At 47.1% G+C, this 21,245-nt stretch carries 26 protein-coding genes; 20 read left to right on the forward strand and 6 right to left on the reverse strand.

All coding sequences use genetic code 11. The features are described 5' to 3' along the window. Positions 1-570: 570 nt before the first annotated feature. The 7 genes from coxB (at position 571) to QRD89_RS08350 (ending at position 6,767) form a co-directional block, all read left to right on the forward strand. Entirely contained in the window at positions 571-1,635 is a 1,065-nt protein-coding gene (coxB, locus tag QRD89_RS08320) for a cytochrome c oxidase subunit II (protein ID WP_008639116.1), read from the forward strand. A gap of 38 nt (positions 1,636-1,673) precedes the next feature. After that, positions 1,674-3,545: a cytochrome c oxidase subunit I gene (gene ctaD / locus QRD89_RS08325; protein WP_008639118.1), complete on the forward strand. Its 1,872-nt coding sequence runs from the start codon at positions 1,674-1,676 to the stop codon at positions 3,543-3,545. After that, positions 3,542-4,165: a cytochrome c oxidase subunit 3 gene (locus tag QRD89_RS08330; RefSeq protein ID WP_008639120.1), complete on the forward strand. Its 624-nt coding sequence runs from the start codon at positions 3,542-3,544 to the stop codon at positions 4,163-4,165. Before ctaD ends, QRD89_RS08330 begins: the two co-directional genes overlap by 4 nt. 3 nt (positions 4,166-4,168) lie before the next feature. Next, complete coding sequence (gene ctaF, locus QRD89_RS08335) at positions 4,169-4,495, forward strand: cytochrome c oxidase subunit IVB (RefSeq protein ID WP_008639121.1); 327 nt, start codon at positions 4,169-4,171, stop codon at positions 4,493-4,495. 157 nt (positions 4,496-4,652) lie between these two features. Further along, positions 4,653-5,552 carry a cytochrome c oxidase assembly factor CtaG gene (gene ctaG, locus QRD89_RS08340; protein WP_008639122.1) on the forward strand — a complete coding sequence of 300 codons (900 nt, stop codon included), beginning with the start codon at positions 4,653-4,655 and terminating at the stop codon, positions 5,550-5,552. A 63-nt stretch (positions 5,553-5,615) separates the two neighbouring features. Further along, the gene (locus QRD89_RS08345; RefSeq protein ID WP_008639123.1) at positions 5,616-6,071 is read left to right on the forward strand and encodes a DUF420 domain-containing protein; all 456 of its coding nucleotides are present in this window, start codon (positions 5,616-5,618) and stop codon (positions 6,069-6,071) included. 153 nt (positions 6,072-6,224) lie between these two features. Beyond that, the gene (locus QRD89_RS08350; protein WP_008639124.1) at positions 6,225-6,767 is read left to right on the forward strand and encodes a GNAT family N-acetyltransferase; all 543 of its coding nucleotides are present in this window, start codon (positions 6,225-6,227) and stop codon (positions 6,765-6,767) included. A 39-nt stretch (positions 6,768-6,806) separates the two neighbouring features. On the opposite strand, the gene ytvI is transcribed toward QRD89_RS08350, so the two are convergent. Beyond that, on the reverse strand, positions 6,807-7,865 hold the full coding sequence (gene ytvI / locus QRD89_RS08355) for a sporulation integral membrane protein YtvI (RefSeq protein ID WP_008639128.1): 1,059 nt from the start codon (positions 7,863-7,865) through the stop codon (positions 6,807-6,809). A 132-nt stretch (positions 7,866-7,997) separates the two neighbouring features. Next, complete coding sequence (locus QRD89_RS08360) at positions 7,998-8,474, reverse strand: YugN family protein (protein ID WP_026577524.1); 477 nt, start codon at positions 8,472-8,474, stop codon at positions 7,998-8,000. A 206-nt stretch (positions 8,475-8,680) separates the two neighbouring features. On the opposite strand from QRD89_RS08360, the gene QRD89_RS08365 reads away from it, so the two are divergent. The 4 genes from QRD89_RS08365 to QRD89_RS08380 all read left to right on the forward strand — a co-directional run bounded on the left by QRD89_RS08365 (position 8,681) and on the right by QRD89_RS08380 (position 11,177). Next, on the forward strand, positions 8,681-9,109 hold the full coding sequence (locus QRD89_RS08365) for a CBS domain-containing protein (RefSeq protein ID WP_008639132.1): 429 nt from the start codon (positions 8,681-8,683) through the stop codon (positions 9,107-9,109). Between the two features lie 114 nt (positions 9,110-9,223). Continuing rightward, positions 9,224-10,228, forward strand: a complete 1,005-nt coding sequence (locus QRD89_RS08370; RefSeq protein WP_286096717.1) for a CAP domain-containing protein — start codon at positions 9,224-9,226, stop codon at positions 10,226-10,228. 57 nt (positions 10,229-10,285) lie between these two features. Beyond that, positions 10,286-10,651, forward strand: a complete 366-nt coding sequence (ylbD, locus tag QRD89_RS08375; protein WP_008639137.1) for a spore coat protein YlbD — start codon at positions 10,286-10,288, stop codon at positions 10,649-10,651. Positions 10,652-10,733: 82 nt separating this feature from the next. Further along, positions 10,734-11,177: a YlbF/YmcA family competence regulator gene (locus QRD89_RS08380; RefSeq protein ID WP_062513317.1), complete on the forward strand. Its 444-nt coding sequence runs from the start codon at positions 10,734-10,736 to the stop codon at positions 11,175-11,177. Here QRD89_RS08380 and QRD89_RS08385 read toward each other — a convergent pair whose 3' ends face one another. Next, positions 11,178-11,504: a hypothetical protein gene (locus tag QRD89_RS08385; RefSeq protein ID WP_152413415.1), complete on the reverse strand. Its 327-nt coding sequence runs from the start codon at positions 11,502-11,504 to the stop codon at positions 11,178-11,180. A gap of 99 nt (positions 11,505-11,603) precedes the next feature. Here QRD89_RS08385 and QRD89_RS08390 point away from each other — a divergent pair, with 99 nt between their 5' ends. After that, positions 11,604-11,882 (forward strand): YlbG family protein, encoded by a 279-nt coding sequence (locus QRD89_RS08390; protein ID WP_008639144.1) that lies wholly within the window; start codon positions 11,604-11,606, stop codon positions 11,880-11,882. Positions 11,883-11,916: 34 nt separating this feature from the next. Here QRD89_RS08390 and QRD89_RS08395 read toward each other — a convergent pair whose 3' ends face one another. Beyond that, positions 11,917-12,306, reverse strand: a complete 390-nt coding sequence (locus tag QRD89_RS08395; RefSeq protein WP_008639146.1) for a DUF7147 family protein — start codon at positions 12,304-12,306, stop codon at positions 11,917-11,919. Positions 12,307-12,407: 101 nt separating this feature from the next. On the opposite strand from QRD89_RS08395, the gene QRD89_RS08400 reads away from it, so the two are divergent. The 3 genes from QRD89_RS08400 to coaD all read left to right on the forward strand — a co-directional run bounded on the left by QRD89_RS08400 (position 12,408) and on the right by coaD (position 14,993). Then, positions 12,408-13,670: a hypothetical protein gene (locus QRD89_RS08400; RefSeq protein ID WP_286096718.1), complete on the forward strand. Its 1,263-nt coding sequence runs from the start codon at positions 12,408-12,410 to the stop codon at positions 13,668-13,670. 259 nt (positions 13,671-13,929) lie between these two features. After that, entirely contained in the window at positions 13,930-14,502 is a 573-nt protein-coding gene (gene rsmD / locus QRD89_RS08405; protein ID WP_081594849.1) for a 16S rRNA (guanine(966)-N(2))-methyltransferase RsmD, read from the forward strand. A gap of 14 nt (positions 14,503-14,516) precedes the next feature. After that, positions 14,517-14,993 (forward strand): pantetheine-phosphate adenylyltransferase, encoded by a 477-nt coding sequence (coaD, locus tag QRD89_RS08410; protein WP_008639152.1) that lies wholly within the window; start codon positions 14,517-14,519, stop codon positions 14,991-14,993. A 19-nt stretch (positions 14,994-15,012) separates the two neighbouring features. Here coaD and spoVV read toward each other — a convergent pair whose 3' ends face one another. After that, positions 15,013-16,209, reverse strand: coding sequence for a dipicolinic acid transporter SpoVV (spoVV, locus tag QRD89_RS08415; protein WP_236096548.1), 1,197 nt, complete (start codon positions 16,207-16,209; stop codon positions 15,013-15,015). Between the two features lie 161 nt (positions 16,210-16,370). Here spoVV and QRD89_RS08420 point away from each other — a divergent pair, with 161 nt between their 5' ends. Continuing rightward, positions 16,371-17,168, forward strand: coding sequence for a patatin-like phospholipase family protein (locus tag QRD89_RS08420; protein ID WP_008639155.1), 798 nt, complete (start codon positions 16,371-16,373; stop codon positions 17,166-17,168). Further along, complete coding sequence (locus QRD89_RS08425) at positions 17,165-18,193, forward strand: SepM family pheromone-processing serine protease (protein ID WP_008639157.1); 1,029 nt, start codon at positions 17,165-17,167, stop codon at positions 18,191-18,193. Before QRD89_RS08420 ends, QRD89_RS08425 begins: the two co-directional genes overlap by 4 nt. Positions 18,194-18,228: 35 nt before the next feature. Here QRD89_RS08425 and QRD89_RS08430 read toward each other — a convergent pair whose 3' ends face one another. Further along, a complete protein-coding gene (locus QRD89_RS08430) occupies positions 18,229-19,440 on the reverse strand; it encodes a nucleotidyltransferase (RefSeq protein WP_286096719.1) in 1,212 nt (403 codons plus the stop codon). A 193-nt stretch (positions 19,441-19,633) separates the two neighbouring features. Between QRD89_RS08430 and QRD89_RS08435 the strand changes: the two genes are divergently transcribed. The 3 genes from QRD89_RS08435 to QRD89_RS08445 all read left to right on the forward strand — a co-directional run bounded on the left by QRD89_RS08435 (position 19,634) and on the right by QRD89_RS08445 (position 21,236). Then, on the forward strand, positions 19,634-20,155 hold the full coding sequence (locus tag QRD89_RS08435) for a YceD family protein (protein ID WP_008639161.1): 522 nt from the start codon (positions 19,634-19,636) through the stop codon (positions 20,153-20,155). A 48-nt stretch (positions 20,156-20,203) separates the two neighbouring features. Continuing rightward, a complete protein-coding gene (gene rpmF, locus QRD89_RS08440) occupies positions 20,204-20,377 on the forward strand; it encodes a 50S ribosomal protein L32 (RefSeq protein ID WP_008639163.1) in 174 nt (57 codons plus the stop codon). A gap of 106 nt (positions 20,378-20,483) precedes the next feature. After that, positions 20,484-21,236 carry an enoyl-CoA hydratase/isomerase family protein gene (locus QRD89_RS08445; protein ID WP_062513327.1) on the forward strand — a complete coding sequence of 251 codons (753 nt, stop codon included), beginning with the start codon at positions 20,484-20,486 and terminating at the stop codon, positions 21,234-21,236. Positions 21,237-21,245: the final 9 nt, after the last annotated feature.

Genomic DNA, 21,245 nt, shown 5'->3' on the forward strand with positions numbered 1-21,245 from the left:
CTTCGGATTCGAAGCTTATGAGTGCCTCATTGAAAAATTCACAAATTCGTCACAAAATAATAAAATTCCTCTGTTTAAATAGATACGATAGCGATTACATGATACAATTTATTTGATGTTTCCTGTCATTAAATTACTTTTCTAGCAAGAAACAGTTTCTTTTTTACATGCTTGTTAACATTGGTGGAAGCAGTAAGAATTTATCTTTATTCCATCCTGTTCAAGAAGCATGACCGACCTTAATCTGTCATCCTTTAGACTTTTTTATTTTTCAACTTGCGGAACCGCTTTCGTGAGTGATTCTCCATGATACCTTCACCGATTCTTCCAAATTTCATCCGACAGGAAGTGGAAGATGACAGAGCTTTGTTCACACCTATTTGCATACGATTGTTGGAAAGAGGCACGATATCACTAGTCCTGCATGAAAGATTTACCTCTGCTGTTGAAGAATACCTACATAAGGCTTTGAACTAAGCCGGTTACCGGGTTTTCGTTTTTATGGCCGGTCCTTATGGATCGGGCTTTAAAATATAATTTGTCACTATAAGAGAAAGAGAGGTATTGCGCATGAGAGGTTGGACGAATAAGTTCCGTTCTTTCCTTTTACTCGGTTTTCTTACCGCGTTCCTTTCCGGATGTGGAGAAGAGAACCTTAGTGCCTTGAAACCGAAGGGGTATGGAGCGGAATTATTATTGGATCTTATGTTGATCAGTATTGCGATCATGATCTTTGTTTTTGTGATCGTTATGGCCATTTACGCCTTCGTTCTTATCCGTTTCAGGGAAAAGAAAGGACAGGAACACGTCATTCCGAAACAGACGGAAGGCAACAAGGCGCTGGAAGTGATCTGGACAGTCATTCCAATCATCCTTCTGCTTGTCCTGGCCATTCCTACCGTACAAGCGACTTTCGATCTTGCTGATCAATCCACTCAAGGGGATGAAGGGGTTGTGACGATCGAAGTCACCGGGAACCAATATTGGTGGCATTTCAATTACCCGGATCAGGAAATTGCCGTCAGTCAGGAGCTCTACATCCCGACAGGCGAGCGTGTCTACTTAAATATGAAATCCAGTGATGTCATCCACTCCTTCTGGCTTCCTTCCATCGCTGGAAAGATGGATACGAATCCAGGAGAGAATATGAACACCATGTACTTAGAAGCTAATGAAGAAGGGGTCTACTGGGGACACTGTGCCGAGCTTTGCGGTCCTTCCCACTCTTTGATGGATTTCCGCGTGGTGGCGGTCAGTCCGGATGAGTACGATCAGTGGGTGGAAGACATGCAGAATATTGATCCGGAAGCCGCTCCGGAGACGACATCCGCTCAGGATGGTCAGAAACTTTTCAATGATAACTGTATGAGCTGTCACGCTATCGGTGGAGCGTCTGCCGGTGTGGGGCCGAATCTGGCTAACTTCGGTAATCGGGAGAAGATTGCCGGTATATTAGAGCCTTCCAAGGAGAACCTCGTCGACTGGATCGTACAGCCGGATGAAGTGAAGCCTGGAAACCAGATGCCGTCCGAGCTTGTTACAGAAGACGAGGCAGCTGATATTGCCGATTACTTATTACAATTGCAGCACTCTGACGTGGGCAGTGATGTTCCGACACAGAGTGAGGACGAGTGATTCAATAATTGATAGAGGTTGAAAAGGGAGGTTAAAGCGTGAGTACTGCAGTAGCACACAAGCGAGGCCTCGGTGCTGCGATTTGGGATTATTTGACTACCGTAGACCACAAGAAGATCGCGCATCTTTATCTGGTTGCCGGAGGATTATTTTTCCTTATCGGCGGTCTGGAGGCCATGATTATAAGAATTCAGCTGATGAAACCGGACAACGATTTCATTTCGGCTGGACTATATAACGAAATGATCACGATGCATGGAACAACCATGATTTTCCTTGCGGCTATGCCGCTCATTTTCGCATTAATGAACGCCGTTGTACCGTTACAAATCGGGGCGCGGGACGTCGCCTTTCCATTTTTGAATTCTTTGGGATTCTGGCTTTTCCTGTTCGGCGGATTGATGCTGAATGTTTCCTGGTTCACAGGAGGAGCGCCGGATGCCGGTTGGACCAACTATGCACCGTTATCGACGACATCACCTGGTCACGGCGTTGACTACTATGTCATGGGTCTGCAGATATCAGGTGCCGGAACGTTGATCGGGGGGATCAACTTTCTCGTAACGATCGTCAATATGCGTGCGCCTGGTATGACGTATATGAGGATGCCGTTGTTCACATGGTCGGTCTTTGTGACAAGTACACTGATTTTGTTCGCCTTTCCGGCTTTGACGGTCGGTTTGTTCCTGATGATGTTCGATCGAATGTTCGGTTCTGCGTTCTTTGACGTCGCCCTCGGTGGTAACGTCATCATCTGGGAACACTTATTCTGGATTTTCGGACACCCGGAAGTCTATATCCTGATCCTGCCGCTGTTTGGTGCATTCAGTGATATCTTCTCGACGTTTTCCAGAAAGCGTTTGTTTGGATATTCCGCAATGGTATTTGCTACGGTATTGATCGGGTTCCTTGGATTCATGGTATGGGCCCACCATATGTTCACCGTCGGAATGGGACCGATTGCTAACTCCATTTTCGCCGTAGCTACGATGGCCATCGCGGTTCCGACCGGAATCAAAATATTCAACTGGCTCTTCACGATGTGGGGCGGCCAGATCAAGATGACCTCTGCAATGCTTTGGTCTGTCGCCTTCATCCCTTCTTTTACCATCGGTGGAATGACAGGGGTTATGCTGGCAGCGGCGGCTGCCGATTACCAGTATCATGATACGTATTTCGTAGTCGGTCACTTCCACTATGTCATCGTCGGCGGTGTCGTCTTTGGATTGTTCGCGGCTCTGCACTACTGGTGGCCGAAGATGTTTGGTAAAGTATTGAACGAAAAATTAGGTAAATTGGCATTTTGGCCGTTTTTCATCGGCTTCCACCTGACATTCTTCATTCAGCACTTCCTGGGGCTGATGGGGATGCCGAGACGTTACTGGGTATTCCTTGAAGGACAGGGGTTGGAAACAGGAAACTTGATCAGTACGGTCGGGGCCTTCCTGATGGCGATTGGAACCGTTATTTTTATGATCAACGTCATTTACACGTCCGTTCGTGAGAAGAAGGTCGACGGGGATCCTTGGGGCGGCCGTACGCTTGAATGGTCCATTCCTTCCCCTCCGCCGCACTACAACTTCGTACAGACGCCGTTGGTCCGCGGCCTGGATCCATTGTGGGTCGAAAAAATGGATGGAAAAGAGGGGATGACTCCGGCAGAACCACTTGGTGACATCCATATGCCGAATGCATCGATTCTTCCATTTACTATGTCTTTAGGACTTTTCATCGCCGGTTTCGGCTTCATTTATCAAGTCGATGATTCTTCCTGGTTGATCGCGGTCTTCGCAGGGATGGGAATCACCTTACTATCGATGCTGCTCCGGTCTGTAAAAGATGATCTCGGCCATCACATCCATAAAGAAGAGTTGGAAGAAGATATTAAGAAGGGGGTTGCCAAGAAATGAGTCATGAAGATGTATTGAATCCCAAACAAATGCCGCATGATCCTGAAAAGGCCACCCTCGAAGGAAAGAATAAGTTTCTCGGTTTTTGGTTTTTCCTCGGTGGGGAAACGGTCCTGTTTGCGAGTCTGTTCGGAACCTATCTTGCTCTGAACGGCTCCACACAGGGAGAGAACACACCGGAGAATTTATTCGGTCTTGAACTTGTGTTCCTTATGACGATGCTCCTTCTGACGAGTTCATTAACAAGCGTATATGCGATGTATCACATGAAAAACCACGATTTCGGCAAGATGCAGGCATGGCTTGGAGTGACGGTGCTGCTCGGGCTTGGATTCCTTGGATTGGAAATTTATGAATTCGTCCATTACATCCACGAGTATGAATTCACATTCCGTTCTTCTGCGTTCGGTTCTGCCTTCTACACGTTGGTAGGTTTTCACGGCGGACACGTCCTCTTCGGACTCAGTTGGATCGTTACGTTGATGATCCGTAACCAAAAGCGGGGCTTAAACTTATACAATGCCCCTAAGTTTTACATCGCCAGTCTTTATTGGCACTTTATCGACGTTGTATGGGTCTTCATTTTCACAGTCGTCTACCTTATGGGAAAGGTGGGTTAAGTGATGGCGAAGAAAACATATACCAAACCTGTCCACAAGGCGGAGTATGAGAAGAAACAGCACAAGGAAGAAATGAAGCAGCAGGTGATCACCTTTGTGCTGATGATTTTCTTCACCTTAATTGCTTTCGGAATGGTGATCATGGAAGTGAGTTCGTATTTCATCATCCCGATCCTGATTGTTCTTGCAGTCGTCCAGGTGGCATTCCAGCTCTATTATTTTATGCATATGAAAAACAAAGGGCACGACATGCCGGCGTTGATGATGTACGGCGGAGCGGCTGTGGCACTCCTGACAATCATCACGTTCACCTCTATCGTTTGGTGGTAACTGGGAAAAGACCGGGACACGTGTCCGGTCTTTTCTTCATTCGCAATAATTTTGTCTAAATAATGAATAGTGGGAATATTACTTAATATTTCCTCGTTTTTTCCAAATGAATTCGGTAAAATGAAGAAGAAAATACAACGAACAGGGAGTGGCAACCATGTGGTTAGAACTTCAAATCTTCGGCTTCCGTGCACTGTGGAGTCCATTCTATCTTCTTTTTGTCCTGGTACTGGCATCTGTCTACTATTATGTGACCGGTCCGGGGAGAAAGGAAGGGGAAGCGCGACCTTCCATTGTTCAGCAAGTGCTGTTTTATTCGGGTATAGTTCTCTTATACACCATCAAAGGCTCTCCTGTCGATCTCTTGAGCCATATCATGTTCACCGCCCATATGACGCAGATGGCGCTGTATTATCTGCTGTTCCCAATTTTAATTATTAAGGGTGTTCCCGTCTGGATTTGGGAGAAAGTCCTGACGGCTGGAGGGATTGCTCCCGTTATGAGTTTCTTAACGAAACCACTGCTTTCTCTAATCGTATTCAACGGCTTGTTTTCTATCTATCATATGCCGCCTATATTCGATTTTGCCAAATCCAGTGAGTGGGCGCACACGTTGATCACGACGTTCATTCTGTTTACAGCCTTCTGTATGTGGCTTTCCGTCTTTCCGCCGCTGAAACGGATGGACAGGCTGAGTCCCCTGTTGAAAATTGGATTCATTTTTGCAAACGGCGTCCTGATTACTCCTGCCTGCGGGCTGATTATTTTTGCCGGGTCACCAATCTATGCGACATATTCAGACGGCGGCGCTTGGATTCAGGCAATGAGCCTGTGTGTGCCAGCGGATGTTTTGAGTGGTTTGTCAGGAACGCTGACTGGTCCTTCTTATTTTTCAGCGATGCCGGTCCTTGAAGATCAACAGCTTGGCGGGATTATCATGAAAGTAACGCAGGAGATCATTTTCGGATCCGTGATCGCTTATATCTTCTTCCAATGGTTTAATAAAGAAAAAGATACGATCGATCCGCTTCCCGGTACAGTTGGAACAGAGACTTGAAGCGTCCATTTAATAACCAGAAGTTAATATCACCATTGTTTGAAAAGGGAAAGAGGTGCTTGTATGCCAATATTGCCGACGTTAAGTACATTTTTCATCGTAATCAGTGCCGTCTTTGTAGCTGTCGGATGGTATTTGATTATTAAGGATAGAAAGAGTGCACACAGGAAAGTAATGCTGCTTGCTGCGGTCAGTGCACTGACTTTCTTTATCATCTATGCCAGCCGGACTGTCTTTGTCGGGAATACAAGTTTCGGTGGACCGGATGAAATCAAAGTCTACTATACGATCTTCCTCATTTTTCATATCTTCCTTGCGACAGCAGGGGCTGTATTTGGAATCGTGACCCTGCTTTTCGGGTTTAAGAAGAACATTGGAAGACATAGAAAAATCGGACCAGTAACAAGTATCATCTGGTTCTTCACCGCCGTTACCGGAGTTGCGGTTTATCTGCTTCTTTACATCATTTACGACGGCGGCGTGACGACGAGTATGATCAAGGCGATTCTAGGTACATAAGTGGAAGGTCGCTGCTTTCGCCATTCCTCTCACGGAAGTTAGGAAAAACAACGAAATTATTCGTTGTTTTTTTGTTTAACAACTGGAGGAAAAAGGTATAAAGGAATGTACTAATAAAATCCTCTATACATATAGGAAAGGGATGGATTACGGATGGAAGTGAAGTCAGCAAGATTGAAGCTTTTTCCGGTCACACTCGATTTGGCACAAACATTGATGAAGAATTCCTTGGCTTTTTATTACAAATTCCAACTGCCTTGGAATAAAAATTGGCCGCATGACGGACTGCGAGCGTTGCTCCCGATGTATGCAGAGAGGCTGGAGAACAATCCGGAAGAGCTTGGATTCGGACCGTGGGTGATCATCGACCTTGAAGAAGAACATGTAATCGGGGATATTGGTTTTAAAGGCCTGCCCGATGAAGATGGAAACATAGAAGTCGGCTACCATATCGTCGCATCCGAGCGTAACTTCGGCTTTGCCTCGGAAGCAGTGGATGCATTGTGTCAATGGGCGTTTCGCCAGGAGAATGTAAAGGGGATTGAAGCGCAGTGTGATAAGGGAAATATTCCATCACAGAAAGTTTTAATCAATAACGGTTTTAACCATACGGGAAGAAGCCAGGATATCCTTGTATTCAAGAAAGATAAAACACCGAAGGATCATAAACAGAATACGTTTCACGAAGGAATTTAAAAACCCGGAAGCATGAGGATGCTTCCGGGTTTTTATCGTTTATATTTTCATATTCCATTTAATAATTCCCGCTTCTTTAGCGGAATTAAAAGCGATGACAAGCAGAGGACCAAGGATAAATCCGAGCAGTCCAATCAGCTGCAGTCCTAAATACATGGCGATGAGCGTGGCAAGCGGGGAGAGCCCGATATGCCGACCCATGACCTTCGGTTCGACTGTACGCCTTATAGCCAGTAAGACGATAGCAAGAATGGCGAGCTTCGTTCCGGTAGCCACATCACCGGTGAGCAGGGTATAGACGGACCATGGACCGAGAATAACAATGGAACCGATAATTGGAATGAAGTCGATGATCCAGATAATAAAGGACATCAGTAGAGCGACTTCCGGTGCAATCCACAGTAGTCCTGCCAGAGAGACAATGAAAATGATAATACTCACAAGAAATTGGGCTTTCAGGAAGCCGAACACGACATAGGACAGACGAGCATTCATGAATTTAACTTTTTCAGATGTCGCTTCCGTGAAATTGTTGTGCATCTTTTCCCGTAAGCGCGGAAGCTCCAACATAAACATAAACAGGGCAATCAGATAAACGAGCAGACTGACCAGTAATTCCGGTATCTTGGCCGCGGCGGCTGCGATATTTGTAATTTCAAGCTTTTCTGCAATCGTATTGGAAGTCCTGTCCACTGCATTTGTAAGTTCATTCGTTACTTTGTCGACGAACTCCTTCGGCATATTCTGTGTGAAGCTGGACATATTCTCTTCCCAGTCCAGAAGGACATCGTTGATTTGGTTAATATAACCCGGAGCGTTGTCAGCCAGCTGCACAATTTGAGTGACTGCTTTCGTTATCGTGAAAGAACCGAGAAGGCCGAGAAATACAAGGAACAAAAGAAACACGATCGTCACAGACATTTTCCTGTTGATCCGGAACCTGAATTCGAAAAATCGAACCGAGGGATTCAAGAATAATGCCGTCACAAATGCCAGGACGAGCGGAATCGACACAGGCAGAATAAAGTAGGCGATGATGATAAGTAGGATAGCTGCCATGATCAGCAGCCATTGTTTTTTTGAAAGATATCGGAACAATTTAAGTATCTTTCTCCTTTCCCCCATGAATCTGTGTAGAGTTTGCATAAATGGAACCTGTTTCCATATACAGGTCTGCTAAAAAAGCCGCCCATCATTCAATGATGTGCGACTCAGTGGCATCCGGCTGTATCAGCGGCGGTCCGGATCGTTTGAAAGTTCATTCACTTTTGCGAGCACTTCTTCGTTTTCATTTTCCTGTGCCCATTTCTTTAATTTATCGAGGACAATATGTTCAGGTACTTGTGTATGGTATTTCTTCGCGCCGTCTGCGACTTTGTGTACCAAGGATAAGGCTCTTTCTACTAAATCATTAGAAAAGCCCTCCTGATGCCCATACTCGATGCCGTGAGGATAATAATGACGTCCTAGAAGAGGCTGAAGAAGCCGGATGACGGCATCTCCGCGATCGACATCCCCTTCAACGGCGAATCCCTGAATCCGTATGTAATGGGTCACATTCTTTTCTGGTGCTTCCAACTTGTAATCGTACGTTACTCGCTCATAATCCCAGGAGCCGCCAAGGATAAAACCGTTGCTTTCCATTAATTCCGTAAGCGGTTTAAGGTCGACGACAAGACCTTCCATACCAGTACCTTCTAACCTCATAGTTTATACACCTCACAAATTGTTATGTATCTTACCGGACGATCGTACGGATTTATTTCGCAATTGTCTATGGTGTTCCGTTCCATTACTTACTATTGGCATTTACAGTTATATTATACAACAAAAGGGTCGGCATTGCATGTAATAAAATCCTCAAATAGGAGACAATAAAGTTTGATTTCGACTTAATGAAGGAGGAATTATTGATGAAGACGGTAAAAGATATTATGACCAGTGATGTAGTTGTCTGTCATACGAATGATCAATTGAGCCAAGCGGCTTCCATGATGAAAGAAAGGAACGTAGGAGCGATTCCAATCTGCGATGAGCAGGGGAACCTTATGGGAATGGTCACGGACCGTGACCTGGCAATTCGCGGTTATGCGGCGAAGCAGCCCGATTCTACACCGATCCAGCAGGTGATGAGTGACCATATGTACAACTGTTCACCGGATACGTCATTGGAAGAAGCGAGCCGGATCATGGCTCAGCACCAAATCAGACGCTTGCCTGTCGTGGAAAACGGCAAACTCGTCGGCATGCTTTCTCTCGGAGATCTCTCCGTTGAAGAAATGTCCGACCATGCAGCTGGAGTGGCTTTGCAGGATATTTCCGAACGTCCGGAACTCCACTGAGAAGAAGGCAACCCGCTTTAGGGCGGGTTGTCTTTTATAATGTTCATAGATGATTTAGATGATTTGGATGATTATTATACATATAAGTAAATACTTTTTAACAAGGAGGAACGGATGAAAAGATGGGGGTTGATTTGGGGATGTGCAGCGGCCTTGCTTATTTTTGGGCTATGGAAGATAGGTGGGGAAGAAGAGAAAGGTTTGGAAGAGGCTGTAGTGACAACGGGGGAGCCCTTGCAAGAGAAAGAAGCGTTCTCCTTGGAAATGATTCCGGGGGCGACCGCGAAAGATCTCGCGGTGCTGTTGGGTGCACCGATGAAGAAGGACCCTGGGAGATACGGCTATCAGTGGTGGATGTACAAAGAAGGAGAGGCACCGATCCTGATTGGGATGTATGAAGGGGAAGCAGTAACGGCGGTTGTATTCCATAGAGTTAAACACGGGGATGTCCGAGTCGGTGATTCCTACCAAACCATCGGCAGGCGTAAGACGTTGCAGAGAAAATTCCCCTTACCGAGTGAAGGTCCTTATACCTTTGAATTATCGGAAGAGGACGTTCGGACGAGGCCGCTCTTACCATTTGAAGAGCAGTGGTCGCTCCAGTTATATATCGATACGGTGACAGAAAAGGTTTCTGCTGTTCGGTTGATCCGTAATGATTTCCTGCTTCGGCAGCAACCGTACCGTCTCGTCTATAACGGGGCACTCCCGGCAGCGGAGTACTTGGATAGAGAAGAGTGGGAAGCCGTGCAGGAAGGGGAAAAGGCGCAGATCTTCGCCCTTACTAATTACATAAGGAAACGGGAGGGAGCGGATGAGCTCAAGGAGCATAAAGAAGCGGGAGCAGTCGCTTACCGGCATAGTGAGGACATGGCACGATCGGATTATTTCTCTCATCATTCTCCGGACGGAAATGGATTGAAGGAGCGCTTGGAAGGCATTTCTTACACCCGGGCGGGAGAAAACCTTGCCGCTCGTTACGTCGATCCGACAGCCGCCTTGAACGGCTGGATGAACAGCCCCGGCCATAGAAAAGCACTGCTGGATACGGAATTCACTCATGTCGGCATCGGTGTCTTCCGAATGCATTACACCCAGAATTTCCTGACACTCCCATGAACGCCTCGCTTCTTTATGCATAGGCTATACTGTAATTCTGACAGTGAGGTGTAGGAAATGGGAACGAATGAGTTGCACCCGAATGTCCAACAGTTCAAAGCATTCGTCGATCGTAAACCTGCAGTGAAGGCACAGCTCCGTAAAAATCATGGTTTGATCCAGAACTATTACGAGAAATGGCTGATCCTGGGTGAAAAGGATCCGTTCTGGGGATCCCTTCCTAAAGTCAAGAACGAACCCGGTCAGGCGAAGATGGACTGGATCAAACAAATCGGCCTGTTGATGGAAGATATAAACTGGGAAGAGGTATCGCGTCAGATCGATGAACTAAATGGAGCGTTGGGCCAGTTCCAGCAGTTGATCACCGATGTCCGGAGTGATTCCACACAGGGTAAAGAGAAAATGGAGTACCCCTATTATTAGGGAGAAAGAGGCAGGTGGAGATTCTTACATTTCCATCTGCCTTCCTATTTGATAAGATAGAGATGGAGGTGGACAAGTTATTATGTTAGCTACAATGGAGATTGTCGATATCCTGGACCGTTCCGAGTCTATAGGCCGGATGGTCATGAACTCCGATACGATGCAGCATTACCAAGAGGCGAAAACGGCTCTTGCCAACGATAAAGAGGCGCAGAAGCTCATCAGGCGCTTTGCAGATATGAAAGAACACTATGAGGACGTGCAGCGATTCGGTCGCTATCACCCGGATTACAATTCGATCATGAAGGAAGTCCGACTGGTAAAAAGGGAGATGGATATGCATGAATCCGTGGCACAGTTCAAGAAAGCGGAACGCGAGATTCAAAAGCTCCTGGATGAAATAAGCGAAAGTGTTGCTTTCAGCGTGAGCGAACAGATTAAAGTACCGAAAAACGGCGCGGCCCTTACCGACAGCGGATGCAGCGGCGGCTGTGGTAGTGGTGGAAGCTGCGGCTGCGCTTCCTGACTACCGCTCCAAACGGATGCAGTCGGTACATCCATTCCCACAGCAGAACATCTTCTTTTGTGGTACGAGAAACCGAACCCGATACACATAAAGCGCCTGATCCTTGCGTACATAACTCATCGCAAGGGTCAGGCGTTTGCCTTTCATCGCAGTCGCTGCACAGTTTTTCAGCGTATTTTCAACGGGTTCTCGGTCAACGGATCTATCTGTATGAAGATAAAAGAACGGCATCCCGGCATATATTTTTGATGTAACTTGCTTAAAAAGAGGAGATTGGTCCAACAAGGATTCGAACTTCTGCCAAGCTTTTTCCTGATCGGTCTGCATGAAAATACCACCCTTCAAAAAAAGAGTCATTGCCGGCTTGTTCCTCATTTGGTAAACTGTCGTTAACAAATTATGTTTCATGGGGAGTAGAGACGGACTATGAACAGAACGAAACGGCAAGGAATTATCGTCTATTTTCAACATATGAAAAACATCAGGCAGATAAAGAAACATGGGCATTTGATCCATGCTTCCAAAAAAATGAAGTATGCCCTCATTTATGTTAATCAGGAGGACTTGGAGTTTAAGATGGAGAAGCTGGAACGCCTCCCTTTCATTTCCCGCGTCGAGCCTTCCTTCAAGCCGGAAATACGGACGGATTATGAAAATGCGAAGCCCGATAAGGCGAAGCAGTATGACTATAAGATGGGTATTTGACTGAAAAAGGAACTTCCGACCGGAAGTTCCTTTTTTATGTGAGTGGAGCGATGAAACGGTTCATCCGAAGAATGCCGATCAAGTGTTGATAGAACAATTCGGTTTCCGGAAAGAGGTTGGATGGTTTGATTGTGAATTCGCTTACCTCTTTGCCGGCTTTCTCGGCCATTTCCTTAAATAGATCAAACCGCTTGTTAGGCATCTCGTGGGGATTTGGGATCCCTTCTCTGCATATATAAATCGGTTGAAATTTATCTCCGAAGGCGGGTTTCATGACAAGCGAAAGGGAAGCGGTCGGTTTGCCTTCCTTCTCACTGTAAAAAGCGATGGCGTGCTGAATACGATCCGGCATTCGTTCGCCCAGATCAATTAATTCATAAATATCCGCATACCCTTCGCCAAGTTCGATGAATTTCTGTATCATAAATAAGAACATCCTTTCTTCGTTGCATCTTCTCGTTTAAAGGTAGCACGAATGTCAGGAAATGTGAACGTTGATTTTCTCAGGAAAGGAGGGAAGTTCTATTGAAAATATGGAAGCAGACAGGCTGGCTGGTCTTCGTCTTTTTCACCGTTATCCTTGCCTATCAGTGGCATGCGGCAGGGAAAGGTGGTGCGAAGCCTGAACAGGAACTGCAGATCACAATCGAAGCAGAGCGACAAATAGCCGTTGTCACGTATCATTACCCGGTTCTTGCACCGGGTGTTTATGAGATCGATTTCCCTCCTGGTGCAGGGGACGTATCCTGTGCATACGAAGAAGATGGATGCCGTTTGGTGGATGGTCAACAGTTAAACCTGGAAGAGACAGCCTCCGTACACCTTACGTATACGGTAAAGATTCCAGAGAACAAGCAGTGGGATAATTGGCATTTGGTAGTACACAAAAACGGCAGCCCGGTCCAGTCTTCCTTCACTCTGAAAATATTGGATGCTGCAGGTTCCGAAAGAAATTGGGCGGCACCTGTCCGAAAGCCGGCAGACATCGAGCTCGACAGGATACATTTTCACCGTTTTAAGTTCGGGAAAGAATATCCTCTTTATGTGACAAGAGGTATGGAGGAATGGACGTATGAGGACAGTACGGTGCTTCTTTCTGACAAGAACAACTGGCTGGAGGAAGACAGGGAATCGTTCAAGGAGATTCTTGACTTATACGGGCCTGCCGTTGTCCGCACCGGTACAAAATCCCTTAAAGTAGAAGACGGATACTGGCAGGTGCCCGGTAAAGATGACGATGCTCTAAGGATGGAACTGTTAAAGAGAAAGCTGACCTCGTTATCTTCCGAGCAAGATGGTAACACAATCGAACGGGCGGTTGGACTGATAGGTGCGGAAAACAGGGATGGTCTTTCTAAGGCGGCTCGTGATTTATTGGAACAAAAGATCGTACGCTCCGAAGCCCCTGCCGACCTTGCATCCTTTCTAGACCGCTCCCTTTATGAGATTACAGGTATGAAAACCTCCTACTTTAGGAAAGGCGAGAAGGAACTGTACTTTGTTCTTAAACACGAGCCGGTGCAGGCAGTCGTTTACCAGGAAGAGCCGTATTATTCCGTGAAAGAATTGGCACAACAGCGAGGATACAGCTTGGTCTCTGTTGGTGAAGGGCAGATACGAATCCTTACACCTGATGGAGAGTACGTCTTTTACGAAAATGAGCCTATCTTCATCTTCAACGAAGAGGACTTCGGGATAGCGGAAGGGGCACTGAAACAATTCGGCGAAACATTTTATATGAAAAAACGGTATGTAGACGATTTGTTCAGCGCATTTCAAAAAAAATAGGGCTGCCCGAATCACGGGCAGCCCTGCTTTTTTGGATCATGCAAGATGAAACAAAAAAGTAAAGGGAGAGGAGAAACCGGAGGAAGAACTTATGGGGATGTAAGTCTTCTCCGTTTTCAGAAGCAGTATCATCCGCTTCCGTTGCTAGTATGGGCATAAGTCCAGCCGGATATTCATGGAACAGGAAATTTTTATAGATAAGCGTCCCCACAAGGATGCACTTCCCCGAAAGACGTAATTTATGGTAGGATTATGGGGAATGCTGACAAAAGAGGTGTACACAATGCGAGTGATTGCAGGTCAATTCAAGGGCAGACAGTTGAAATCTGTCCCTACTCATAAAACACGCCCGACGACAGATAAAGTGAAAGAAGCCGTCTTTCACGGAATTGGTCCTTTCTTTGATGGTGGACGGGCACTGGACTTGTTCGCCGGCAGTGGTGGTCTTGGAATCGAAGCGATCAGCCGCGGGGCGGATTCCTGTGTCTTCGTCGACCAGCAGCAGAAAGCGGTCCAGACCGTATATGAAAACATCAAACTGCTCGATATAGAAGACAGGGTGGAAGTGTTTCGTACCGATGCGAAACGCGCGATTAAAGCTGCGGGGAAACGCGGGTTGGAGTTTGAATATATCTTCCTTGATCCTCCTTATAAGAAGTTCTCGTATAAGGATTTAATGGAAGCGCTTTTACAGAACGATCTTGTTGCAGATGATGCTATTATCGTCTGTGAGCACGATGCCTCGGAAGATATCCCGGAAGAAGCGGGCCGTCTGAAACTTCAGAAAACCGACTTCTACGGCAGCAATATCGGCGTGAGCATTTTTCAATGAGGAGGATTAAGTAGATGACAAAGCTAGCAATTTGTCCGGGAAGCTTCGACCCAGTTACATATGGTCATCTGGACATTATCAGAAGAGGTGCCAAAGTGTTCGATCACGTGACGGTGGCGGTGTTCAACAACCAAAGCAAATCACCGCTGTTTGATGTCCATGAACGCGTAGCGCTTCTGGAGGAAGTAACGAAGGACTTGGATAACGTTTCTGTCGATGCCTGCAGTGGTCTTCTGATGGATTATGCAGAAGAGAAGAATGCGAATGCCATTATTCGCGGCCTGCGGGCGGTCAGTGACTTTGAATATGAAATGCAGATTACATCCATGAACAGAAAGTTGAACGAAGACATTGAAACCTTCTTCGTCATGACGAACAACCAATACTCTTTCCTAAGTTCCAGTATCGTAAAGGAAGTCGCCAAATATCGGGCGAATATTTCCGATTTGGTGCCTCCTGCGGTCGAAAAAGCACTCGCAGAGAAATTTTAACGAAAAAGACAATCCTTCTTCATGAAGAAGCGGATTGTCTTTTTTTTGTCCATTTCACAGCAATCATAAAGAGGATGGCAATCATAGTAATTGGTGGACCATACTCGTGGAAGAATTCCAGAATCGGCAGCGTGAATCGCTCATCCGGGTTCCAAATCGGCAGCGATTGTGTCTGAAAGGGAGAACGGACGTAAAAGGCATAGCAGATGAACATGAGTACCGTTGCTAGAACGCCGTGGGCTATGCGGGCGAGCGCATAAGGTTGGAAACGAATGTCTGTTTCCGACAGGATGCTTGCAATCTGTGCCTGAATAGAAAAGCCGTGGAAGCCAAGGATGAAGCTGACCACTAAAAGTTGGGCGAGCAGGGGTTCGTGTGTGTCTGTCACCGCTCCTACTCCAGTCGTCAACTCGAGCATTCCGGCAGCGAAAGGAACTTGGAAAGCATCTGGAAGGCCCGTCCATGCAAGGATATGGGTGAAGATATGAATGGCGCCCGTTTGTTTGAGAAGCTCAGTCAGGACGGAGAAGAGCATGATGAATCCCCCGACCATAAGTAGCGTATCGACAGAACGGGTCACAGCGTCACCCATTAGTCTACCGAAAGAACGTCCATCCTTCAGGCGTGAGTGATGCATCTTCCAAAAAGCATCTTTCCACGTTGACGACTTCCGCTCCATGGATCGTTGTTCCCGGTCATTTCTCCCATAGAACCGCATCCCGATGCCTACAAGCATATTGCCGCCGTAGTGAGAAGCAGCGAGCAGAACACCAAGGTTGGCATCGTGGAAAAAACCAACAGCAATGGCGCCGAAAAGGAACAAAGGGCTGGACGCATTCGTGAACGCCACCAGTCGTTCTGCTTCCACTCGCGTCACCTCTCCTTTCTTCCGGAGATCAGCTGTCCATTTTGCCCCGGCCGGGTATCCGCTCGCCATCCCCATTACCCATACGAACCCTCCACACCCCGGAACGTTGAACAGCGGCCGCATGAATCGTTCGCTCAATGCTCCGAGACCGTGGACAACACCAAAACCGATCAGGAACTCTGCCGTGATGAAGAAGGGAAGCAGGGACGGGAAGACGATTTCCCACCAAATATCAAGTCCCCTCAAGCTTGCGGAGAGGGCGTCTTTCGGGTAAAGGATCAAAGCAACCGCAAGAGAAGTCGCCATCAGGGTAAGAACGACGGTCTTCAATTTAGAAATCTGGATCAACCTCCTCCGGTATCGCAGTTTTCTGTACTTATACCTAGAGAAATAGTAGAATGAGGATATATTTCGGCTGGATATAAGGTTTGTCCATATTCTATGTGTACGCTCATAAGGAGTCGGTTTATTCCATAAAATAAACTACTCGCGAGAAAGGGGAATGCCATGTGGGAAGACCGAAGATCGGCTTGGCTCTGGGCTCTGGTGGCGCCCGGGGGTTTTCACACTTGGGGGTATTAAAAGTCCTCGAAGAGCAGCACATACCAGTCGATTTAATTGCCGGAAGCAGTATGGGAGCGCTTGTTGGCTCTTTTTTTGCTGCCGGACAAAAAATGGACGATTTATACAAGCTTGCGTTCACATTCAAGCGCAAATATTTCCTTGATTTTACCGTCCCGAAAATGGGGTTTGTCCAAGGGAAGAGGATCAAGGAGTACATCCGCCTGTTTACGTTCGGGAAGGCGATCGAAGACTTGGATATTCCGATGTCCATCGTCGCTACCGATCTATATGCAGGAAAGAAAAAAATTTTCACAAGCGGCCCTGCGAGCGATGCGGTACGGGCAAGTATCGCTATTCCGGGGATATTCGTGCCTGAGAAGATTGGGGATCGTTTGTACATAGACGGAGGAGTCATGGACAGGGTTCCGGTCTCCGTCGTGAAAGGAATGGGGGCGGACTTTGTCATTGCGATCGACTGTGCCCATTTCGATGCCAGTCCAAATATCAACTCCATCTATGACGTCATCACCCAAAGCATTGACATCATGCAGGATGAACTGCTTACAGCGACGGGTGTTTCCTCGGATGCGGATGTCATGATCCGTCCGGATGTCTCCAGGTACAGTTCCCGTGCGTTCACAAACATACCCGAGATCGTGAAAGCAGGGGAGAAGGCAGCGGAGGACAGCATGGAAGAAATACGTAAGAAACTCGCTGCGTGGAAGGAGTCTGGAACAAAATGAAATCGAATAAAAGACTGGTAATAACCGCGGTCATTACATTACTGATCGTCGCTTTTCTCGGGGCGTATCGTCTTCCGTTCTATATTTATAAACCGGGAACGGCTGATGCGCTCAATCCAATTGTCGAAGTGGACGGAGGGTATGAAAGTAAAGGAGATATGCACCTTGTGACCGTCCGGGGCGGACAAGCGACGCCGATCCAATGGCTTCTTGCCAAAATCCGTCCCTATCATCAAATCTATCCAATTGATCAAATCCGCCCGGAAGGCGTGTCGGAAGAAGAATACTTCCACGCTCAGCTGCAGATGATGGAGACATCCCAGGAAGCGGCGAAAGTCGTTGCCTATCAGGCAGCCGGGAAAGATATCCAGATCAATTATGAAGGCGTGTATGTCATGAGTCTTGTTGACGGCATGCCGGCAGAGGATGAACTGGAGATAGGCGACCAGATCACAGAGGTGGACGGCAAAGAGATTAAAGAGACGAGCGATTTGATTGACTACGTTAGTCAAATGAAGGAAGGGGACACGGTGAAACTGACGATCGTACGAGGGGAAGAGACTATTCAGAGGGATGTCGCGCTTGCTCCATTCCCGGATACACCGGACAAAATCGGAGTCGGTATTTCCCTCGTTACAGACCGGTCTGTTGATGTCAATCCGGCAGTAAACGTAAAGAGCGGGGATATCGGCGGACCGAGTGCGGGTTTGATGTTCTCCCTGGAAATTTATGATCAGCTGACCGAAGAGGATATGACTGACGGTCTTGAAATTGCCGGTACCGGAGAAATCAATTATGAAGGAATCGTCGGCCCGATCGGTGGAATTGATAAGAAAGTGGTAGCTGCTTCGAAGGAAGGTGCCGACGTGTTCTTCGCTCCAAATGAAGAGGGAAGGAAAGGCTCCAATTACGAAGTGGCGAAGAAAACGGCGGAGGAGATCGATACGGATATGAAGGTCGTTCCTGTTGATACCTTTACCGATGCCCTTAACTATTTGAAAGACATGAAAACGGAACAGGGGTAATAAAAGAGCCGTTCTTACAGAACGGCTCTTTTTGATTACAGAATAACAGGGGCTTGGTATTCCCGTTTCATGAGTGCCGTGCGCTGCTTCGGCGCGAGAGGAGCGTAATAAGCAGCCGTCGCCCGTTCCTCAAGCTCAAGAAGAGGATGAGTCAGCTGTTGTGGCTGGGTAATCACAGGTACAGGCGTTGTTTTTTTAGCTTCTTTCAAGAACGAGCGTCCATGCTCATTCATTCCGAGTACTCTGGCATAAGGCGGTTGTTCTTCCTGAAGCTCGCGCCGGGCGGTTTCTTTATCTGTCCCGACAAGGATGTGCACAAGCGTCCTCTGCAGCCTCGTCCATGTATAGCGTTTTGTTTTGACTTTATCCATAAAGTCCTGGAAGGATACAGCGTCCTTCATCAGGCGCTTCAGCCTGTACTCAAGCCCTTCATCGACCCCGTGAATGCTTCTGAGTACGGAAGCTTCCATCGTGCCGACCTTGTATTGGAGGAGCTGAAAATAACGCTCCCATTCATGCCACACTCCCGCCATAGAGCGATAAGAATGCAGCTGCTCCACCGTATCCTTTCGCAGGGATTTCACTGCCGCTTCAGTCAAGCATTGTTTTTTTAACAGCTCCCTGCGTATGCTTGTAGCACTTGCGATGGTTCCGGTAATGTCTTCCTCGTGGTAATGGCTGTCTTTCCGAAGAATCGTCACCGGATCCATATGCGGGGCATAAGCAGCGATTTCTTTCAAATAACTAAGACCGAGGATATTGTTCGGCTGGGACATGTCGACCGCACCGTCGGGGAAATCGATGGCTTCGTATCCCAACCGCGACGCTTCGGGAAAGGAAAGGCCTTCTGCCATGCTTTTCCTGAGTGTTTCCTGATACGTATCCTCATGAAGCTCCATCTGCTCCTTCGTTTGCAAGAAAGCGTCGATCCGTCCACTCTCACTGCCGAAGCAGACGGCTTGGACACCCAGATCGGCCAAAATCCGGATGGCCCCTTTACTGAAAAAGTCGCTGTTTTGGACGGCATAGAGAAAGGGAAGTTCGACGACGAGATCCGCGCCGCCCCTTAGCGCCGCCTTCGTTCTGTGCCATTTGTCTATGATGGCAGGCTCTCCCCGCTGCAGGAAAGGACCGCTCATGACGGCGACGATGCAGTCCGCTTCCGTCTGTTTCCTTGCTTGTTGAAGATGATAGTAGTGACCATTGTGAAAAGGGTTGTACTCGACAACCACTCCGCAGGATTTCATGAAAAACCTCCTTCGTCCTTGAACAAGTGTTTGGTTTATTTTATCATGGAAATAGGAAAAATTCGCTTTCCTTAAGGATCTTTGGTTAAAACGTCAGGACGGATCACTCGAAGGTTCTATGCTGTAAAGAAAAAATATTGACAAATCAACCAAATACTTTTACAATAACTCTTGTTGCCATGAGGTGATAACTATGAAATTTCCTCTACAAAAACTCAAGCGGACAGGTGAGGAACCTTTCCACTTTGAGGATGACGTAGATATTCGCGAATTAGCAGAATTGAACAATGACATTCGCAGGATTTCCCCTGTTCATGTCAAAGGTCAAGCAATGACTCAAGGAAATGATATAACGGTAACTTTTTCAATCGATGGAGAAATGGTGTTGCCTTGTGCCCGGACGTTAGTTGATGTGACTTATCCATTTCACATTAATGCTCTGGAGGCATTTAATCTGTCACCTTACCATACAGAAGAAGATGACTCTGAAGTTCATTCCGTGAATGGAGAAGTGCTTGACTTAACGCCTTATATCAAGGAAAATGTACAGTTGGAGATTCCGACTCGCGTCTTTTCCGATGATGATGAGGCCCATGAAGCAGCTCCCCAGGTGGGGAAAGGCTGGCAGGTGGTTACAGAGGAACCTGAGGAAAAGAAAGTGGATCCTCGATTGGCTAAACTGCAATCATTATTAAATGAAGAAGAGAACGACTAAGATAGTCTTCCTGGTTCTCAGAATCGTATTTTAAAGGAGGTGTACAACATGGCAGTACCTAAGCGTAGAACGTCTAAAAAAGTCAAAAACCAACGCCGTACTCACAAGAAACTTCACGCACCAGGAATGGTGAAATGTGATAACTGTGGTGAGTACTCCAAACCACACCATGTTTGCAAATCTTGTGGACAATACAACGGAAAACAAGTGGTGAACAACTAAGTTCATCGAAAAGGGCTTCGACTTCGGTCGAGGCTCTTTTTTTTTGCGGATAAGCCTGTTGTTCTTTCTTTGTTCTGGTACATTAGTAAGAAAGGGGGAGACACACATGTCATATATTTTAGTAGAGCGTAAGCGGGAGGGCGTTGCCGTGCTCACGATGAATCGACCGGAGAAGCGAAATGCTGTGAATCAGAAGATGGCGGAAGAAATGCTGGCTGCACTGACCGACCTCGCGGCTGATCGTTCGTTGAAACTGCTTGTTGTGACCGGAGCAGGGGACAGGGCTTTCTGTGCAGGAGGAGATCTGGAAGAACTGCACGGCGATATCAGTGGGGAAGAGGCATTTCGTCTGTTGTCCCCGATGAAGGATGTATTGTATGCACTCGCTCTGTTCCCACTTCCAACCATCGCATTACTGAACGGAGATGCAAGAGGAGGGGGATGTGAAATTGCCACCGCTTGTGATTTCCGCTACGCGGTTCCGGGAACGAAAGCAGGATTTATTCAGGGAAGTCTGGGAATCATCCCCGGCTGGGGCGGCGGTGTCTTGTTATACAGGAAAGTTCGTCCGGAAACTGCCGTCCGGTGGTTAATGGAAGCGTCGATGTTTGATATGGAAGAGGCTTATCATTATGGATGGTTACATAAAAAGATTATGGTAAACATAGATCACTTATTCGCCCCTTTTACAGCCAAGTCTATAAAACAATTAAGGGTGTTGAAAGAACAATATGTCAGAGAGCTGGGTGCAGACGAGCTTGCGGAACGAATGGAAGCAGAAGTCCGGACGTGTTCCGACTTATGGGACTCAAAAGAACATAAAGAAGCGGTCCGAAGATTCCGGGAGAGAAAAAGATGAGGAATGCGA

The organism is Halobacillus sp. ACCC02827, from assembly GCF_030291935.1.
In the GTDB taxonomy this organism is placed as follows: Bacteria; Bacillota; Bacilli; order Bacillales; family Halobacillaceae; genus Halobacillus.

Excerpts from the sequence above, each read along its gene's own strand:
- coxB (WP_008639116.1), top strand. The coding sequence starts at position 571 with ATGAGAGGTTGGACGAATAAGTTCCGTTCTTTCCTTTTACTCGGTTTT.
- QRD89_RS08330 (WP_008639120.1), top strand. The coding sequence starts at position 3,542 with ATGAGTCATGAAGATGTATTGAATCCCAAACAAATGCCGCATGATCCT.
- ctaF (WP_008639121.1), top strand. The coding sequence starts at position 4,169 with ATGGCGAAGAAAACATATACCAAACCTGTCCACAAGGCGGAGTATGAG.
- ctaG (WP_008639122.1), top strand. The coding sequence starts at position 4,653 with ATGTGGTTAGAACTTCAAATCTTCGGCTTCCGTGCACTGTGGAGTCCA.
- QRD89_RS08345 (WP_008639123.1), top strand. The coding sequence starts at position 5,616 with ATGCCAATATTGCCGACGTTAAGTACATTTTTCATCGTAATCAGTGCC.
- QRD89_RS08350 (WP_008639124.1), top strand. The coding sequence starts at position 6,225 with ATGGAAGTGAAGTCAGCAAGATTGAAGCTTTTTCCGGTCACACTCGAT.
- QRD89_RS08360 (WP_026577524.1), bottom strand. The coding sequence starts at position 8,474 with ATGAGGTTAGAAGGTACTGGTATGGAAGGTCTTGTCGTCGACCTTAAA.
- QRD89_RS08365 (WP_008639132.1), top strand. The coding sequence starts at position 8,681 with ATGAAGACGGTAAAAGATATTATGACCAGTGATGTAGTTGTCTGTCAT.
- QRD89_RS08370 (WP_286096717.1), top strand. The coding sequence starts at position 9,224 with ATGAAAAGATGGGGGTTGATTTGGGGATGTGCAGCGGCCTTGCTTATT.
- ylbD (WP_008639137.1), top strand. The coding sequence starts at position 10,286 with ATGGGAACGAATGAGTTGCACCCGAATGTCCAACAGTTCAAAGCATTC.
- QRD89_RS08380 (WP_062513317.1), top strand. The coding sequence starts at position 10,734 with ATGTTAGCTACAATGGAGATTGTCGATATCCTGGACCGTTCCGAGTCT.
- QRD89_RS08385 (WP_152413415.1), bottom strand. The coding sequence starts at position 11,504 with ATGCAGACCGATCAGGAAAAAGCTTGGCAGAAGTTCGAATCCTTGTTG.
- QRD89_RS08390 (WP_008639144.1), top strand. The coding sequence starts at position 11,604 with ATGAACAGAACGAAACGGCAAGGAATTATCGTCTATTTTCAACATATG.
- QRD89_RS08395 (WP_008639146.1), bottom strand. The coding sequence starts at position 12,306 with ATGATACAGAAATTCATCGAACTTGGCGAAGGGTATGCGGATATTTAT.
- rsmD (WP_081594849.1), top strand. The coding sequence starts at position 13,930 with ATGCTGACAAAAGAGGTGTACACAATGCGAGTGATTGCAGGTCAATTC.
- coaD (WP_008639152.1), top strand. The coding sequence starts at position 14,517 with ATGACAAAGCTAGCAATTTGTCCGGGAAGCTTCGACCCAGTTACATAT.
- QRD89_RS08425 (WP_008639157.1), top strand. The coding sequence starts at position 17,165 with ATGAAATCGAATAAAAGACTGGTAATAACCGCGGTCATTACATTACTG.
- QRD89_RS08430 (WP_286096719.1), bottom strand. The coding sequence starts at position 19,440 with ATGAAATCCTGCGGAGTGGTTGTCGAGTACAACCCTTTTCACAATGGT.
- QRD89_RS08435 (WP_008639161.1), top strand. The coding sequence starts at position 19,634 with ATGAAATTTCCTCTACAAAAACTCAAGCGGACAGGTGAGGAACCTTTC.
- rpmF (WP_008639163.1), top strand. The coding sequence starts at position 20,204 with ATGGCAGTACCTAAGCGTAGAACGTCTAAAAAAGTCAAAAACCAACGC.
- QRD89_RS08445 (WP_062513327.1), top strand. The coding sequence starts at position 20,484 with ATGTCATATATTTTAGTAGAGCGTAAGCGGGAGGGCGTTGCCGTGCTC.